Consider the following 16,360-nt stretch of genomic DNA (forward strand, 5'->3'; position numbering starts at 1 on the left):
GGATGCGGCGAGCCGATGTTGGCTGGGTGCCGCAGACGCCGGCGCTCCCCGCTCACCTCGATGCACCTTCCTCCGACGCCTTTACCTCAAAGGAGAACACCATGTCCGCAGCCACATCACTGACCGAGCAGAACCGCGCGATCGTCGAAGCCATGTTCGAAGCGGCGAACAACGGCGACATCGAGGGGGTCTTCTCCCATCTGTCCGACGACGTCACGGTCATCGAGCCGCTGTTCCTGCCCTTCGGGAAGGCCTACCACGGCAAGGACGAATTTCTCGGCCTCGCCCAGGTCCTGCCGAATTACCTCGACGTCTCCTCGATCACGGTGCACTACACCATGGCTGATGGAGACCGCGTCGCGGCGTGCGTCGGCATCACGGACGTCGCGACCGGTGAGCTGACCCACTTCATCGAACAATTCACCATCAAGGACGGCAAGATCGTCGAGAATCGGCTGTTCTACCACGACGCCGGCAGCTTGGTCGACAAGCCCAAGGTCGTGTAGCGCGCATTCGAACTCGCGGACCGTCGCCGCCGGAGCTTCACGGTGCCTGGCCACCGTGACCTCGTATGACGCACCTCACGTGGCTTCTGCATCCTGCCGGTGTCATCCATACCTTTACGACGTGGGAGAACAGGATGAGCATTGTCGTCATGGCGGCGCACGACCTGGTGGGACGAGACGCCGAACTCCGCGACCTGCTGGCGCTGCTGGACGGCACGAAGGAGGGCGGCGGTGGCGCCCTGGTGCTGAGCGGGGCGCCGGGAGTCGGCAAATCGGCGCTGCTCGGCGCCGCCGTCGGTGAGGCGGTGGCCAGGGGCGCGCGCGTCCTTACCGTGACCGGTGTGCCCGCCGAAGGCCAGGTTCCCTACGAAGGGTTGCGCCGGCTGTTCGCCGAGGCGGGGCTCGGTCCCGATGATCTGGACGGCGGGTCCCTGCATGCCGCCATGTCTGTGCTGCACCGTTTGTCCGCGCTGGCGGGCGACACACCGCTGGTGCTCGCCGTCGAGGACGCGCACTGGCTGGACGAGCCGAGCTGGGAAGCACTCGCCTTCGTCGGACGCCGGTTGGATTCGGACGCCGTAGCCCTGCTGGCGACCCTGCGCGACGACGCCGGCGCACAGACGAGGCTCGCCGCGTCGGGCCTGCCCGCGCTGACCGTGTCGCCGCTCGGGGGCCAGGCGGCGGCCGAGTTGCTGGCGCGTGTCGCGCCGGAGCTGGGTATGGCGTTGCGGGCCCGTGTGCTGGCGGAGGCCGCGGGCAATCCTCTCGCGCTGTTGGAGTTCGCCGCGATGGCCTCCCGGCAGGACCACGAGATGCTCGCCGCGAGCAGACTGCCGACAACGGAGCGGTTGGAGCGGGCGTTCGTCCAGACGCTCGGCGGCCTGCCCGCCGACACCAGGATCCTCGTGCTCGTCGCCGCCATCAACGAGGACGACGCGCTCGAGGAGAACATGCGGGCCGCGTCCTTGCTGGTGGACGCGCCGATCCAGGCGTCCGCGCTGGTCCCGGCGGCTCAGGCGGGGCTGCTCGTCCCCGGTGCCGTGCGCATCACGTTCCGGCACCCGCTGATCAGATCGGCGATCGTCCAGGCGGCCGAGGCCGACCTGCTCCGCCGGGCGCACGCCGCACTCGCCGCCGCCCTGCCCGTCGACGATGACCACAGGATCTGGCACCTGGCCGCGGCGGCGTCCTCCTATGACGACGACGTGGCGGCCGGACTCGCGGCCGCCGCGCTGCGCGCCGAGAACAGCGGCGCCTCGGGGCGTGCGCTGGAGGCGCAGGAGCGGGCCGCCCTTCTCACCGCGGACCCGGCCCTGCGTGGCGCACGGTTGATCGACGCGGCCCTGATGGCCTTCGACATCGGCGACCGCACCGCTTTGGAACGTCTCGTCGGCCGCGCGGAAGACGCCGACCTCGCGCTGATCGACCGGTCCCGGCTCACCTACTTCCGCAACCTCGTCCTGCACTTCGTCTGGACCGGCGTCGACCGGCTGTCCGACCTCGGCGCGGTCCTCGACGAGCTGGGCGCGCGCGACGGTTCGGCGTTCGCGCTGCGCTGGCTGGCCCGGGTCAGCATGCGCTGGTACTTCTCCAATCCCACGTCCGACAGCCGTGTCCCGCTGCTCGCCGCGATCGAGCGGTTGGACGTACCGCGCGACGACCCGCGACTCGTCTCGTCGATCGCGATGATCGCCCCCATCGAGCGGGGCCGGCAGATCCTCTGCCGGCTCGACTCCCTGAGCAGGTCGAGCTGGATCAGCCCGACCAACCTGCAGGCGCTGGGCGAGGCGGCGAACGCGGTCGGGGCGTTCCCTCTGGGCGCCCGGCTGTACGCGGAGGCGAGCGCTGGAATGCGGGCAAGGGGACCGTTCGGGGCACTCGCGCATTCGCTCGTCGGCCAGGCGACCTCGGCCGCCCGGCTCGGCGACACCCGGCTCGGAGCCGTCGCTGCCGCCGAGGCCAGGGAACTGGCCATCGAGACCGGGCAGCCGCAGTGGGTGCTCACGGTGGACGCCGCCGCGGCGGAGATCCACGCGCTGCGTGGCGCGACCGACGTGGCGCGCGATCTCGCCGCGCAGGTGGAGCGGGCGTTCCTGTCGGCGGGCGCCCACCCGATGCTGTCTCTGGTGCAGCTCGCGAGGGGGGCCGCCGAACTGGCCGAAGGGACCTTCGACGCGGCCTGGGACGCGCTGCGCCCCATCCTCGACCCGACCGAGATCAGTTATCACCAGTACATCCGGCTGTGGGCCCTCCCTCACCTGGCGGAGGCGGCGCTGCTCAGCGGACGTCAGATCGAGTTGCGCGCGGTCGCGGCCGAGCTGGCCCCGTTGGTCGAGGAGAGCGGCTCACCCGTCGGTCAGGTGGCGCTCGCCTACATCAGGGCCGTCACGGCACCGGACGAGAGCGCCGAGGAACTGTTCACCCGTGCACTGCGTGACGATCTGGTCGGCTGGCCGTTCGAACGGGCCCGGCTGCGTCACGCCTGGGGCGCGTGGCTCCGGCGTCAGCGCCGGGCCGCCGAGGCCAGGGCGCCCCTGCGCGCGGCGGCCGAGGCCTTCGACGCCCTCGGCGCGGTGCCATGGGCGGAGCGGGCGCTGCGCGAGCTGCGCGCCAGCGGCGAGCGCATCCGCCGCAAGAACGACGCGCGCGACCGGCTCACCGCCCAGGAGCTGCAGATCGCGCAGCTCGTCGCCGACGGCCTCACCAACCGCGACATCGGCAGGCGGCTGTTCGTCTCGCCCCGCACTGTGAGTACGCACCTGTCGCGCATCTTCCCCAAACTCGGCATCACCACGCGTGGCGAGCTGAGCCACCTCATGACCGCCCGGCCGGGGGATTACATCATTTGACGTACGCGAGCGCGGCCGTCTGATTCCTACCGTGAACAACATGATCCATAACATCGTGCTCGTCCACGGCGGCTTCGTCGACGGCTCCGGCTGGCAGGCCGTTTACGACCTGCTCGTCGCCGACGACTACCGCGTGTCGGTGGTGCAGAACCCGACTCTGTCCCTGGCCGGCGACGTCGCCGCCACCCACCAGGTCCTTGACGCACTCGACGGCCCGGCCGTCCTGGTCGGCCACTCCTACGGCGGCGTCGTCATCAGCGAGGCCGGCACCCACCCCAACGTCGCGGCGCTGGCTTACATCGCGGCGTTCGCCCCCGACAAGGGCGAGTCGGTCAACACCCTCATCGCCGACCCGCCGCCCGGCGCGCCCGTGCCGCCGATCCTGCCCCCGGTCAACGGCTTCCTGCTGCTCGACCGGGAGAAGTTCGCCGCGTCGTTCGCCGGGGACCTGCCCGCACAGGAGGCGGCGTTCATGGCCGACTCGCAGGTCCCGTGGGGTGTGGACGCCCTCGGCGGTACGGTCACCGAACCCGCCTGGCGCGGCAAGCCGTCGTGGTACCTGGTGGCCGCCGACGACCGCATGATCCCGCCGCCCGCCCAGCACGCCATGGCCCAGCGCGCCGGGGCCACGGTCGCCCAGACGCCGGGCAGCCACTCGGTCTACCTGTCGCAGCCCGCCGCTGTGGCCGATCTCATCCGCCAGGCGGCCAACGCCTGATTCACCGGGCGCAGAAAGACCTGCCGGGGCCGGTTGCCTTCACCCGGCCCCGGCAGACCCCGGCCTGGCGGACGATCCCTCCTGGGCTTGGTGGCCACCGAGGAAGAGGCCATCCCGCCCCAGAAGGTCTATGGGACCTCAGAGCCTTTTACCGTCAGGGCTTCGCCTGGCCGGCCACCCGACTCTTGAGGCGGCTCTCGCAACGACGAGACTAGGGCCGTTCGAACCCGCGATTGCTCAGGCCAGTGCGTTCATCAGAAGGGTGACGTAGGCGTCCAATCGCTCTTCTACTGCACGCGTCGTCAACTCTGTCCTGCCTGCCTCCCTCCACGGCTGCGACACCGACTGCACTTCCTCTGAGAACGCCAGCGCGTCCCGCACCTGCCAGAACAGCCGCTCGTCCCCGGTCGCGGCCAGCACACCGCCGGCCTCCTCATACGCCTCCGCGAACCGCAGACCCCACGCCGGTCCGTGCAGTAGGGCGAGATTGGTGGAGCAGTGCGCCACATCGAGATCCGCCGGGCCCCAGCAGGCCCCCGCCCAGTCGACGACGCCGGTGATCCGGGTGCCTGCCGGACCTGAGGGCGGCACGGCGAACAGCACGTTGCCGGGTTGGAAGTCGCGGTGCAGGACCCGCCCTTCGTAGGAGGGCGCGGGCTTGCGGATCACCTCGATGGCCGCGGCCCATGCCGCCGCGTCGGCGCCTTCCGGGGTCACGACGGTGTCGGCGGTCGTCAAGGTCACGTATGCCCGGGGTCGCTCAGCGGGTCGCAACGCGTGGATGGCCAGGAGTTGACGGGCCAGCAGAGGGACGCGGGTCTCCAATCCCTCATCAACCAGGATTGTCCGGCCTGGCAGATGCGTCATGAGGAGCGAGGGGTACTCGCAATGGGCGGCGGTCGGATCGACTGCGACCAGTTCAGGAGCCGGCACGCCGGTCCCCGCGCACGAGGTCAGGGCGTGAGCCTCCCTGTTCAGCCAATCCTCGGCGTGCTCCATGTCGACGAAGGTCCGTAGCACCAGGTCACGGGTGCCTCCGTCCGGCGTGCCGATGGTCAGCCTTCGTATGTCGGCGGTGATGCCGCCGTGCAGTTCCTCGGTTCTGACGATCCGTTCGCCGGTCTTCAGGTGCCGGCTCACCCATGCCAGTGTCAACGGCCGGCCCGTCGCGCGGATCACCCGCCCAGGCGGATGGGGCGGGCACCCGCGTGGATCCTGATGACCTGGTAGGGCGGCACCCGCGTGTCGGTTCCTCCGTTGAACAGCGGGGTTCGCGGCAGTTGGTTCACGCTGACGTACAGGAAACCGTTGCCTGCCAGGGCCAGGGTGTCCGGCCACAGCAGGTCGGGGGCGTGCAGGATCGTCGACCAGGTGCCGTCGGCGTCGCGTTTGACGACGGCGCTGTGCTCGTAGGCGGTGGCGTACACGGCTCCGTCGGCGTCGGATTCCAGACCGTCGGACGCGCCCTTGTCGCCCAGGTCGACGATCGTGGCCGCCACCTGCTCGTCGGTCAGTGAGCGGTCGAGCAGGGCGTCGGTCGCCACGCTGTACAGGCGTCTGCTGGACAGTGGGCAGTAGAACAGGCGGGAGCCGTCGGCGCTCAGGGCGATGCCGTCCACGCCGACTCGGTAGTTCTCCCGGACGACGCCCTGCACGATCGCGCGGGTGGCGACGGCCGGATCCAGCGGGATGATCCGGACGACCCGGTCGGTGGCCGGGTCGACCTCGACCAGTTTCGGCCCGTTCTCCAGCCACGGCTCGAAGGCGAGGCTGCCCGTGTCGAGCAGCCATACGTGGCCTTCCGGGTCGGTGATGACGCTCTGTACCGACACCAGGGTGTCCGCGGTGGCCCTTGGGCTCCATTCGTTGAACGTGGGGTCGGGATAGGGGACCGCTTCGCCCTTGACGACCTCCGCGACGGTGAAGGGCACGTCGTCGCCCCACCTCGGGAAGGAGACGAAAAGGCGTCCTTCGTCGGTCACGGTCACGCCGGTCGGCATGAGTTCGCCGAACTCGGCGACGACCTCGTAGTCGGTGCCCACCCAGCTGCCGAGCGGGGAGGCGGGTGTTACGGAAGACATGATCTTCCCCTTCCTGGAGGCGAACAGGCAGGTCCTCCCTTGTCTCAAACTGCGTCCGGCCGATAAGGACGGCCTCCTATCGGCTGGCCAGATCGGCGAACAGGGCGATCGTGCGGTGCCGGTCCTCGGGGCGCCCTACGGGGAAAATGATCAGTTCGGTGGCTCCGGCGGCGGCGAAGCCGGCTGCCGTTTCTTCGACGAAGGTCTCGTCGCCGGCGATCAGGGTGTCGTCCGGTCCGGTGGAACCCTGCCGGTCGAGCAGGGCGCGGAAGGTGGGCAGCGTCGCGGCCTGGCTGAAGTCGGTGTTGACGCGCTGACGTGTTCCTTCCACGTCTGAGGTCACGGACGCCAGGAGTCCGACGGCGATGCGGGGTGTCGCCCGTCCCGCCGCAGCGGTGGTGACGGTGGGGACCACGACCTCGCCGAGGAAGCGGGGCGTCGTCCACATGGTGAGCGCGCCGTCGGCGTGTTCGCCGGCGAGGGCGAGCATCCGAGGGCCGTTCGCGGCCAGCAGGAGCGATGGCGGGGTCACGCCGGGAGCGGTGACGCCGCCGGTGGCGGAGATCGACGTCCGGTCGCGGCTTGGGTGGTGAGCGCCTGGGCGGCCAGGGCGAGGGGGTGGCGCGGGTAGGTGCCCACGACGGAGGTGCCCAGTTCGATGTCGGGGGCGCGGTCTCCCAGTGCGGCGAACACGGTCAGGGGATCCCATCCGCCGTGCTCGCCGAGCCAGAAACGGGAGAAGCCGTTCGCCGCCGCCTGCTCGATCTCGGTCAGGAGTTCCGGGATGGGGGCGGAGCCGTAGCTCGACAAGCTGATGTCCATGCGGTCAGCTCCAGAATTATTCGGGGCGACCGTTCCGGTGAGAAATGTACCGGAACGATCGCCCCGCTTAGTCCGGAGGTGCGGCCAGGCCGGCTCTGATCACCGGGTAGACGCGGTGCATCAACTCGCTGTCGCCGCGGAAGCGCCGCATCGCCTGCAGGCCGACGATCAGGGTCTTGATGTCGGCCACGTCCACATCGGATCTCACGGTTCCCGCGCGCTGGGCCTGGGCGAGGATGTCGGCCATCAGCCCCGTGAACTCCTTCTCGACATCGGGCAGGGCCTCGGCCAGGTCGAATCCGATCCCCGCGAAGGCTTCCGTGAGGCCCAGATCGGTCGCGCCCTGTTCGGCCATGTGGACGAGGAAGGCGTACAGACCTTCTCCCGGGTCGACCGCCGCCTGTTCGCGGGTCCGCTCGACGACCTGGCGCAACCGGTCGGCCACGATCGCCCGGAACAGCGATTCCTTGGTGGGGAAGTGCCGGTAGATCGTGCCCGCGCCGACTCCGGCGCGGCGGGCGATCTCGTCGATCGGGACGGCCGCGCCCTCTTCGGCGAAGGTCTCGTAGGCGACCTGCAACACGCGAGCGCGGTTGCGGGCGGCGTCCGCGCGCAGCGGCCGGGGTTTCTCGGTCACAAGAGGTCTCCTCGACAAACGGGGCGTGCGTTCCGGTATGGTATATAAACGGAACGATCGCTCCGATTATATCTGGAGGACCCATGCCCCGACAGCGGTGGACGACCGCCGACGCGCCCGATCAGCGGGGTCGCGTCGCCGTGATCACCGGAGGCAACACCGGAATCGGCTTCGAGACCGCCAAGGCGCTCGCCGCGCGCGGAGGGTCGGTGGTCCTCGCCGTACGTGATCTGGACAAGGGCAAGCGGGCGGCGGCCGAGATCATCACGGCCGTTCCGGACGCCGACGTCATGGTGCGGCGCCTCGACCTGGCCTCGCTGGCCTCGATCCGCGAGGCCGCCGACGAACTGCGGGCCACCCATGACCGCATCGACCTGCTGATCAACAACGCCGGTCTCATGTACGCCCCGCGAAAGACCACGGCGGACGGCTTCGAGATGCAGTTCGGCACGAACCACCTGGGGCACTTCGCCCTGACGGGGCTACTGCTCGACATGATGCTGCCCGTCCCCGGCTCCCGAGTGGTCACCGTCAGCAGCGCGGGTCACCGGCAGGGCGGGCCGATCGACTTCGGCGACGTCAACTGGAACACCCGCGAGTACAGCCGTGTCGCCGCGTACGGAAACTCCAAATTGGCCAATCTGATGTTCACCTACGAACTCCAGCGCCGGCTGTCCGGAGCTGGGGGGACGATCGCCGTCGCGGCGCATCCCGGGGGATCCGACACGGGAGGGTCCAGAACCTCGGTCTCGAGCCAGCCCTGGTACTTCCGGGCCTTCTTCGCGCTGGTCCGGCCGTTGCTGATCCAGCCTGCCGAGATGGGGGCGCTGCCTTCGCTGCGCGCCGCGACCGACCCGGCCATTCGGGGCGGCCAGTATGTGGGGCCGGACGGGTTCCAGGAAAGCAGGGGGTACCCGAAGGTGGTGCGGTCGAGCCCGCGATCCCATGACCCGGCCGCCCAGCGCCGGCTGTGGACGATCTCGGAAGAGCTGACCCGGGTGACGTTCCCGGTGTGACCACGGAGTCGTCCGAGTTCAGGTCGTCGAGGGGGTCAGTCGTCCGAAGATCAAGTACAGGACGTCGGCCAGCACGGCCCACGCCGCTATGGCGATCAGCAAGACGAGCCAGGCGGGCAGCGTCACCGCCAGACCCCAGACGCATCCGGCGATTCCGATCATGCCCGCAGCTCCGAGCGCCACGCTTTTGGCGTCGTGGGCCGCTGGACGGCTGCGCTGATCCTTCTTATCGATCAAGGTCAGCGTGGCGGCCAGGAGGGCCGGGAAAGCCAGGAACACCCCACCCGCCACGGGCCCCCAATGGTTCCCGACCAGCCCGGCGATCACCGAGATCGTCGCGCCGAAGGCGAACCGTAGGGCGAGGCCGCGCACGGAGATGGAGCGGAGTCTCGACGGGTGCAGCCGGAGGCCTTCTTCCACTCGGCTCATGAGGCCACCGCCCGGCCCGCGCCCGCGAACAGCGCGAATCGTGTCTGTTCGGCGCGTCGCCCAGTGCGGTGAAGGCCATGATGAGCAGGCCTCCCCGATAAGCCACGTCCGGTAAGCAGCCAGACCTCGTCCACAGGCGTCCTCCTGTCAGCTTGCGTCTGACCCGTCCGGCCAGGGCTCGACGAACGATGTCTTCCCCGGCTGTCGCGGTGATGAAGAGGCCACTGCCCTCCGGCGGAGGGAATATGGTCGCCCGGAGCACGCGGATGTCGTGAGTGCCGATGCCCGCTGCGTCCTTGGCCAGAAGGCCCCGGCGCGGAGATCGACAATCTGAGGAAGGTCGTCTTCAGGTGGAACTGAGAGCCCGCCGGTCAACCGGTCAGCCGGCGGGCGCGGGCCAGCGCCGATCCGCCGAGAACCATCGCGATCAGCCCCACGCCCAGGGCCAGGTAGCCTCCGACTATCCCGTAGCCGGTGCCTGGACCGCCTTCCGCGGCGGCCACGACCAGTCCGCCGATGATCGCGCCGGCCGCCCCCGTCGCCAAGGCGACGATGGCTCCCCTTCTTCCGGAACCCGTACCGAGACGACCGGCGGAGCGGGCCAGGGCGAGCCCGCCGGCCACCACGCCGACCAACCCCAGCCCGGCGGCCACCAAGGACCAGAGACGCCCGGAAGTCATGGCGTAAGCACTGACGGGCGCGGACCCCAAATCGGCGAACACGTGTCGGACTGACATGAGGTGCTCCTTCTTCTCGTACGACCGGATGTCGCCGATGATGTCCGCCGGACCTGCCCTCGGTCGTCGTGCGGACGCGGACATTTCGCGCTGCCACGGCAGGCGCGCCCGGATACCGCCGATGCCGCAGATGCCGCGAAAAGTACTGCGGGTGCGGTAGGCGGCCGGTCATCCCCGAGCAGGAGTCGCCCGCGCGGACATCCGGTTAGGGTGCGCGCATGAGCACAGGCCGGGCAGGGGTCGCCGACTGGGTGATCGCCGTCGGCGTGGCGGCGACGCTGCTGGTCACCGGCCTTTCCGAGCTCGCCACGCTCCCCGATCTGCTCGGCTACGCCTTGCTGGGGGCCGGCGGCTTGGCGCTGGTTGCCCGCCGCCGGGCGCCGGTCGCCGTCCTCGCCGTCACCGGGCTGTGCGCGGTGGGTTATCAGGCGGCCGGTTACGACGTGCCGGCCGTCGCGTTCCTGTTCGCGGTGTACGCCGCCGTGCGCGCCGGACACCGGGCGATCACCGTGGGGGCGGGCGCGGCCATGCTGGCCCTCCTCCCGCTGGCGGCCCTGGCCTCCGGCCTCCACGACACGGGTGAGGCGTTCGCCCAGGCCCGAGGCGCTCTCGAACTGGCCTGGCTGATCGCGGCGGGCGCTGCGGGCGAAGCGCTGCGGCAGGCCGAACGCCGGGCTGACGAAGCCGAGCGCACCCGCGAGGAAACCGCGCGCCGCCGCGCCGACGAGGAGCGGCTGCGCATCGCGCGGGAGCTGCACGATTCGCTCACCCACCAGATCTCGATCATCAAGGTGCAGGCCGAGGTCGCCGTCCACGTGGCCCGCAAACGGGGCGAGCAGGTGCCGGACGCCCTGCTCGCGATCCAGGAGGCCGGACGCGAGGCGACCCGGGAACTGCGCGCCACCCTGGAGGCGCTGCGCGACGACGACCCGACCCCGCCGCGCGGCCTCGACCACGTCGCGGAGCTGGTGGAACGCGCCCGGACCACTGGGCTCGACGCGACGTTGACGATCGAAGGACAGCGACACGACGTGCCCGTCGCGGTGGGCCGGACCGTCTACCGCATCGTCCAGGAGTCCCTCACCAACGTCGCCCGGCACGCCGCCGCCGCGACGGCGTCGGTCCGGATCGACTACCGTCCAGGCACTCTCGCCATCCGCATCGACGACGACGGCAGGGCTACCCCGGCCAGCGCGCCGGTGCCCGGCGTCGGCCTGCTCGGGATGCGCGAACGGGTCACCGCCCTCGGCGGCGAACTGAGTGCGGCGCCGCGAGGCGAGGGCGGGTTCACCGTCCAGGCCGAACTGCCCGTCGATCGGACGTCATGATCCGGGTCCTGCTGGTCGACGACCAGCCGCTACTCCGCAGCGGGTTCCGCGCGCTCCTCGACCTTGAGGACGACATCGAGGTGGTGGCGGAAGCCGCAGACGGGGAGCAGGGGGTGGCCCTGGCCAGACAACACCTGCCCGACATCGCGCTCATCGACATCCAGATGCCGGTACTCAACGGCATCGAGGCCACCCGGCGCATCGCCGCCGACCCGGCCCTGGCCGGCGTGCACGTCGTCATCCTCACCAACTACGGCCTGGACGAATACGTCTTCGACGCCCTGCGCGCCGGTGCGGCCGGATTCCTCGTCAAGGACATCGTGCCGGAGGACTTCCTGCACGCCGTCCGCGTCGCCGCGCGCGGAGACGCCCTGCTCGCACCGTCGATCACCCGCAGACTGATCAACCGGTACGTCACCCAGCCGCTCCACCCCAACGCGGGCGCGGCCCTGAAAGAGCTGACCAACCGGGAGCGCGAAGCCGTCACCCTGGTCGCCCAGGGCCTGTCCAACGATCAGATCGCCGACCGCATGGTGATCAGCTCGCTGACCGCGAAAACCCACGTCAACCGGGCCATGACCAAGCTCCACGCCCGCGACCGCGCCCAACTCGTGGTCATCGCCTACGAATCGGGCCTGGTAGCCCGGCGGGGTTCCTGACCTCACCGCCGCGAGCGGCTTGATCAACCCTCTGCTGATCGCTACGGTTGGGCGCTTTGACCACCTCATCCCCGAAGATGGCCATGCGACGCTATCGTTTCGGCACGATCGCCACCCTGATCGCGCTCGGCTACCTCGTCGCGGTCGCCGCGCTGGGCGCTTTCGCGCTGGCCACCGCCCAGGGTGACCTCCTCTGGACGATCGTCACCCGCGACTACGGCTCAAACTGGTTTTTCGAGCCCGGCGAATACACCCGCACCGTTTCGCGGGGGCTGATGGTCGTCCTGATCCTCATCGGAGCGCTTCAGGCCTGGGCCCTGTGGCAGGTGCTGCGCGGGCGTGCCCGCGGCGAGCTGACACCCCGGGGCAGGACGGTCGGGCTGCTGCGGCTCGCCCTGTACTTCGGTGTCGGCTACGGCCTGGTCAGCATCGCCGCCGCCCCGCTGATCTACGCGTGGGAGATCTACTGGTTCTGGTCGGTGACGGGAATCGCCTCCGGCTGTGTGCAGGTGGCCGTCGTCTGGCTGTTCTTCCTGGTGCTGCGGGACAGCGTCTCCCGTGGGCTTCGGCTGTTCTCGCTCGGAGTGGGGACCGTCGCCGCCGTGAGCAGCCTCGGCGGGGAGCTCACCGACCTGCTCGACCTGCACTTCGCCGAGGACATCTTCACCCTGGCCGGAGGGTACGGCCACCTCTGGATGGTGTGGGTGGTGTCGATCCTGATCGCCCAGGCCAAGGATCCTCGCTGGAGCGCGGCGACCGTCTGGACAGGCGTCATCGCGCAGGCGGTGATGCTCCTCCAGCCCTCGGGGATGGTCTCGTTCAGCGGCAACGGTTACTCCGACGTCTTCACGCTCCTCGGCGCCGCCAGCGTCTTCGGGCTGGTGTGGGACGCCAGGACCGCCAACGACCTGGCGAACCCGCTTCCCGAGCCGGGCGCCCGGCAAGCGCCGGTGCGGGCGGCGGCCAGGTGGTGGCCGTTGGCCGCCACGGCCGTCGCGCTGCCGCTGGTCCCCGCCGCCGTCAACCTCGCGGACGGCAGGTACTACTGGATCGGCCCCAGAGGCGTGATCGAGCATTACGTCCGGGTGGACTGGGGCAGCGGGAACGCGCTGACCTGGCTCGCCATGGACGTCTTCGTCGGCGTCGGCGGTCCCGCGCTGCTGATCCTGGCCGCCGTCCTGCGCCGGACCCGCCGCACCCTGTGGTTCACGACGCTGACGCTGGTCATCGCCGCCGCCCTGGGTTTCGTCAGCGCGCTCACGTCGGTGTCGCAGGAATTCGATGGCTTCTACGAAGGCAGCCAGATCTACCCGGAGAGCCTGTTCGCCGAGAACGGCGACAGTGAGATCTTCCTCGGCATCTCACCGGCTTGGTACAGCGCGGCCTTGCTCGCCGCCGCCCTGCTCCTGTGGTTCCTGTACCCGACCCCGCTCGCCCGGCGCGAACGTCGCCGCATGCTCCTCGTGACCCAGGTCGCCACGCTGGTCGCGCTCGCGTTCGTGCCTGCGGCGGACCTGGCTCGCGGGCTGGTCACTCCGGCCAGGGACTGCACGCCACGTGAGGAGTGGGAGGAGGAGGGGCCCGAGCTCACCCCGGACCAGCGGCTCGTGTGCTCCCTCCGGCAGTCGGGCGTGATCGGACTCCCCGCCACCACGCCTGACGCCATGATCCTCACTCACGCTCGCTGGCTGTGCGGCGTCTACACCCGTAACGACCCCCAGGAGGTCGCCGCGCACGGACTGACCCGCGGCGCTCTGACCTACCCGCTCGCGGAGGTCTGCCCCAGTGCCGGGGCCGTGGCCACGGCCGCTGCCGCGGAAGAGGACCAGGAGATGGAAGAGTGGGAGGCCAGCGCGCAACGCATGTGTGACTCGAGGCCACGCCACCGCCCGCTCATCAAAGCGGCGAAGGCGGTCCGCATGAAGGAACCTCAGTGGACGGACTACGGGGTTCTCGAGGCGTTCGAGCCGACTGATGATGGGGACCCGTATGAGGACGGGCTACTCGACAAGGCTCAGAAAGATGGTCTGGTGGCCGCCATCCCCGGCCATCTGATGGTCCTGACGCACTCCGACTACGACATCTGCGTCACCCTGGAGACCTACGCCCGCCGCCCGCCGGTGGAGACCAAGGGCTGGGACCACGTCGTCGAGGTCGGTTACGAGAGCCCTGCCGGTGAGATCGAGCTCATGGACGGTCTGAGTGGCACGGCGCTTCCCGACCTGTCGCTCGGCGGCCGGGCCGGGCACTACCGGATCCGCGTGCACTACGACTGGTTCACGTGGAAGGGACCGCAAGAGGCCGGCCAGCGCCTGCTGATCATGGCCTTCCCCGGGAAGGGGGACAAGCCGGTCACATACCGCAAGCCGCCTCAGCGGTGAGGGCCGCCTCCTAACCTGAGACCAGGCAGAACTCGTTTCCCTCCGGGTCGCGCATGACCTGGAAGGCCCCCTGGGCGTCGGCCTGCAGCGGCCCGTGCGGGGTGGCGCCCCACCCGGCCGCAGCCTCGGCCGCCGCAGCGACGTCGGTGACCCGGATGTCCATGTGTGCCCGGTTCTTGCCCGTCTTCGGCTCCGGCACCCGCTGGAACGCGATCCGTAGCGGGCCGTCCACGTATGACCAGGACGGGTCGCGGTGGACAGGTGCCGCGCCGAGCAGGCGGCCCCAGAAAGCGGCGAGCGACGCGGGATCGGCGCAGTCGACGACGAGCTGGGCGGGCGCGCCGAAACCGGTCGGATCCATGCGGAACAGCCTAGAGCGGATCCTGAAAGACGCCGCCCGCGTGCGAAACTCTCGGGATGAGAGCGGCGAAATGCCTCTTAGCCATGGTGATGGTCGCCGGTTGCACGTCGGCGCCGGTGGGCCGGGAGCCCACGTCGGTCTCTCCGAGCCCGGTGGGTCCGGCCGCGCTTCCGCCCCTGCCGGCCGAGGCGGTGGGCTGCGGCCTTCCGCGAGAGAACGCCGATGATCTGCGGGCGGCCGACGCCCCCACCGCATGGCGGCCGGTCTGGGTGGACGGCGACCGGGGGTCCATGGCGCTGCTCGCCGCGGCGGCCGACGGCTCCCTCTGGACGACCTACTCCACCGAGAAGGAGGAGAACGGCGTGCTGACGAGCGCCGGCGGCGGGGTGCGCCGGTGGGACGGCTCCGGGTGGGAGACGTCCCAGGTGCCGCGCGCACGGCCTCAGTACCCGCAGTCGGAGGCGGCGATCGCCGCGGTCTCGGCGGATCAGGCGTGGGTGTTCGGTGCGGCCGACGGCGCGTCGTCCAAGGACACCACCGGTTTCGTCGGCACCTTCGACGACGGCCGGTGGCGTGCCGACCTGCTGGACAAGCCGGCCGCCGACTCGATCGGCTGGGCCTTCACCGCGGTGCGTGCCGTGGGAGGGGGCGAAGTGTGGTCGGTGAACGGCCCGGCGGGGTTGCTCTGGACCGGGCAGGAGTGGCGGTATCACCCGCTGCCCTCGTCGGCCGGGGCGCTGGGCTCAGGCGACGGGCAGGTCTGGGCGGTCAGCGGGGAACACAGTCCGCCGGCGGCGATGCGCTGGGAACCGGCGGGCTGGCGTCTGATCACGACGCCCCCCGTCGTGGAACCGCCCGGCGACATCATGCTGCCGCGCACCGTTCTGGCCGACGTCGTGGTGATCGGCCGTGACGACGTCTGGGTCGTCGGCGGGATCTCGTGGCTGGTGGACGGCGAGTACGACGAGAACAACGAGCCGCTGGAGAAGGGCCACACGTTGGCGTTGCACTGGAACGGTAAGGCCTGGGCCTGCCACTGGGGTCCGATGAGCTCGACCGGGGAACCCGACGGCCGGCCGATGACCAGATTCAGCCAGGCCGAGCCCGACGGCAGGGGCGGACTCTGGGTGATCGGCCACCCCGACCTGCTCTGGCATCTGCGCGACGGCCGCTGGACCCGCCACCGCATACCGGCACCGGCCGGATCCGAGGCACGGGTCCACTCCCTGGCCTGGCGACCGGGCACCCACGAGGTGTACGCGGTGGGGTCGGTGATCTCGAAGGGAGAGAACAACTCGGAGATCTCCCACGCCGCACTCTGGCGCACCGGAGCCCCGAGCTCACCGGAGTAGGTCGGCGAGGACGGCCGCCTCGCTGATGTCGGCCTTCTTGGTCGCGGTGAGCAGGGTCAGTACGCCGTTGCCGGCCAGTTCGCGCAGGTGTGTCACCAGGGCCGCTCGTTCCGGGGTCCGCAACTCGGTGCGGTAGCGGCGGCCGAACTCCGCGAAGCGGTCGGGGTCGTGGGCGTACCAGGTGCGGAGTGCCGCCGAGGGCGCTATCTCCTTGCACCATTCGTCGAGGCCGGCTTCGGTCTTGGCCAGGCCTCGGGGCCAGAGTCGGTCGACCAGTACTCGGGTTCCGTCGTCGTCCGCCCGGTCGTCGTAGACCCGGCGTACCCGAACCTCGGTTGCGCTCATGACTCAGACGCTACGCGGGGGGATTCCAAGGGAGGTTCAACCGCCTCCTCCCAGGCGCGGAGGTAGGTCTTGATCGCGTCGCGGTTGCGCTGGAGGGCGTCGATGCGGCGTTCGACGCTGCTGACCGGCATCCGCTGGT

The 16,360-nt window shown here is 70.3% G+C and carries 17 protein-coding genes; 8 read left to right on the forward strand and 9 right to left on the reverse strand.

Annotation, left to right across the window (positions count from 1 at the left end):
* Positions 1–101 precede the first annotated feature (101 nt).
* From AW272_RS00410 to AW272_RS00420, 3 genes are all read left to right on the forward strand, one after another.
* Positions 102–506, forward strand: a complete 405-nt coding sequence (locus AW272_RS00410; RefSeq protein WP_066359922.1) for a nuclear transport factor 2 family protein — start codon at positions 102–104, stop codon at positions 504–506.
* 134 nt (positions 507–640) lie between these two features.
* On the forward strand, positions 641–3,355 hold the full coding sequence (locus tag AW272_RS00415; protein ID WP_169807464.1) for an AAA family ATPase: 2,715 nt from the start codon (positions 641–643) through the stop codon (positions 3,353–3,355).
* A 40-nt stretch (positions 3,356–3,395) separates the two neighbouring features.
* Positions 3,396–4,073, forward strand: coding sequence for an alpha/beta fold hydrolase (locus AW272_RS00420; protein WP_174551778.1), 678 nt, complete (start codon positions 3,396–3,398; stop codon positions 4,071–4,073).
* 237 nt (positions 4,074–4,310) lie between these two features.
* Here the strand turns inward: AW272_RS00420 and AW272_RS00425 are convergent, their stop codons facing one another.
* The 5 genes from AW272_RS00425 to AW272_RS00445 all read right to left on the reverse strand — a co-directional run bounded on the left by AW272_RS00425 (position 4,311) and on the right by AW272_RS00445 (position 7,613).
* Positions 4,311–5,213 carry a phosphotransferase family protein gene (locus tag AW272_RS00425; protein ID WP_218010747.1) on the reverse strand — a complete coding sequence of 301 codons (903 nt, stop codon included), beginning with the start codon at positions 5,211–5,213 and terminating at the stop codon, positions 4,311–4,313.
* A gap of 35 nt (positions 5,214–5,248) precedes the next feature.
* Positions 5,249–6,154 (reverse strand): SMP-30/gluconolactonase/LRE family protein, encoded by a 906-nt coding sequence (locus AW272_RS00430; RefSeq protein WP_066359933.1) that lies wholly within the window; start codon positions 6,152–6,154, stop codon positions 5,249–5,251.
* Positions 6,155–6,230: 76 nt separating this feature from the next.
* The gene (locus AW272_RS40175; protein ID WP_245657147.1) at positions 6,231–6,686 is read right to left on the reverse strand and encodes an LLM class flavin-dependent oxidoreductase; all 456 of its coding nucleotides are present in this window, start codon (positions 6,684–6,686) and stop codon (positions 6,231–6,233) included.
* Positions 6,683–6,976, reverse strand: coding sequence for an LLM class flavin-dependent oxidoreductase (locus AW272_RS44700; RefSeq protein ID WP_066359936.1), 294 nt, complete (start codon positions 6,974–6,976; stop codon positions 6,683–6,685). Before AW272_RS44700 ends, AW272_RS40175 begins: the two co-directional genes overlap by 4 nt.
* 67 nt (positions 6,977–7,043) lie before the next feature.
* The gene (locus AW272_RS00445) at positions 7,044–7,613 is read right to left on the reverse strand and encodes a TetR/AcrR family transcriptional regulator (RefSeq protein WP_066359937.1); all 570 of its coding nucleotides are present in this window, start codon (positions 7,611–7,613) and stop codon (positions 7,044–7,046) included.
* Positions 7,614–7,696: 83 nt separating this feature from the next.
* On the opposite strand from AW272_RS00445, the gene AW272_RS00450 reads away from it, so the two are divergent.
* On the forward strand, positions 7,697–8,629 hold the full coding sequence (locus AW272_RS00450) for an SDR family NAD(P)-dependent oxidoreductase (RefSeq protein ID WP_066359939.1): 933 nt from the start codon (positions 7,697–7,699) through the stop codon (positions 8,627–8,629).
* Between the two features lie 18 nt (positions 8,630–8,647).
* Here AW272_RS00450 and AW272_RS00455 read toward each other — a convergent pair whose 3' ends face one another.
* Both AW272_RS00455 and AW272_RS00460 read right to left on the reverse strand, forming a co-directional pair.
* Complete coding sequence (locus tag AW272_RS00455) at positions 8,648–9,058, reverse strand: DUF3147 family protein (RefSeq protein WP_157518066.1); 411 nt, start codon at positions 9,056–9,058, stop codon at positions 8,648–8,650.
* A gap of 371 nt (positions 9,059–9,429) precedes the next feature.
* A complete protein-coding gene (locus AW272_RS00460; protein ID WP_066359942.1) occupies positions 9,430–9,795 on the reverse strand; it encodes a DUF6223 family protein in 366 nt (121 codons plus the stop codon).
* A 218-nt stretch (positions 9,796–10,013) separates the two neighbouring features.
* Between AW272_RS00460 and AW272_RS00465 the strand changes: the two genes are divergently transcribed.
* The 3 genes from AW272_RS00465 to AW272_RS00475 all read left to right on the forward strand — a co-directional run bounded on the left by AW272_RS00465 (position 10,014) and on the right by AW272_RS00475 (position 14,163).
* A complete protein-coding gene (locus tag AW272_RS00465; protein ID WP_066359944.1) occupies positions 10,014–11,123 on the forward strand; it encodes a sensor histidine kinase in 1,110 nt (369 codons plus the stop codon).
* Positions 11,120–11,782 (forward strand): response regulator, encoded by a 663-nt coding sequence (locus AW272_RS00470; protein WP_066359947.1) that lies wholly within the window; start codon positions 11,120–11,122, stop codon positions 11,780–11,782. Before AW272_RS00465 ends, AW272_RS00470 begins: the two co-directional genes overlap by 4 nt.
* An 83-nt stretch (positions 11,783–11,865) precedes the next feature.
* Positions 11,866–14,163, forward strand: a complete 2,298-nt coding sequence (locus AW272_RS00475) for a hypothetical protein (RefSeq protein WP_066359949.1) — start codon at positions 11,866–11,868, stop codon at positions 14,161–14,163.
* A 10-nt stretch (positions 14,164–14,173) separates the two neighbouring features.
* On the opposite strand, the gene AW272_RS00480 is transcribed toward AW272_RS00475, so the two are convergent.
* Entirely contained in the window at positions 14,174–14,524 is a 351-nt protein-coding gene (locus AW272_RS00480) for a VOC family protein (RefSeq protein ID WP_066359951.1), read from the reverse strand.
* A gap of 56 nt (positions 14,525–14,580) precedes the next feature.
* Between AW272_RS00480 and AW272_RS00485 the strand changes: the two genes are divergently transcribed.
* Positions 14,581–15,876 (forward strand): hypothetical protein, encoded by a 1,296-nt coding sequence (locus AW272_RS00485; protein WP_157518069.1) that lies wholly within the window; start codon positions 14,581–14,583, stop codon positions 15,874–15,876.
* Here the strand turns inward: AW272_RS00485 and AW272_RS00490 are convergent.
* Positions 15,865–16,221 (reverse strand): DUF488 domain-containing protein, encoded by a 357-nt coding sequence (locus AW272_RS00490; RefSeq protein WP_066359956.1) that lies wholly within the window; start codon positions 16,219–16,221, stop codon positions 15,865–15,867. The two genes, AW272_RS00485 and AW272_RS00490, sit on opposite strands and share 12 nt — an antisense overlap.
* Positions 16,222–16,360: the final 139 nt, after the last annotated feature.

It is taken from the genome of Herbidospora mongoliensis (assembly GCF_001570545.1).
Taxonomy (GTDB): domain Bacteria; phylum Actinomycetota; class Actinomycetes; order Streptosporangiales; family Streptosporangiaceae; genus Herbidospora; species Herbidospora mongoliensis.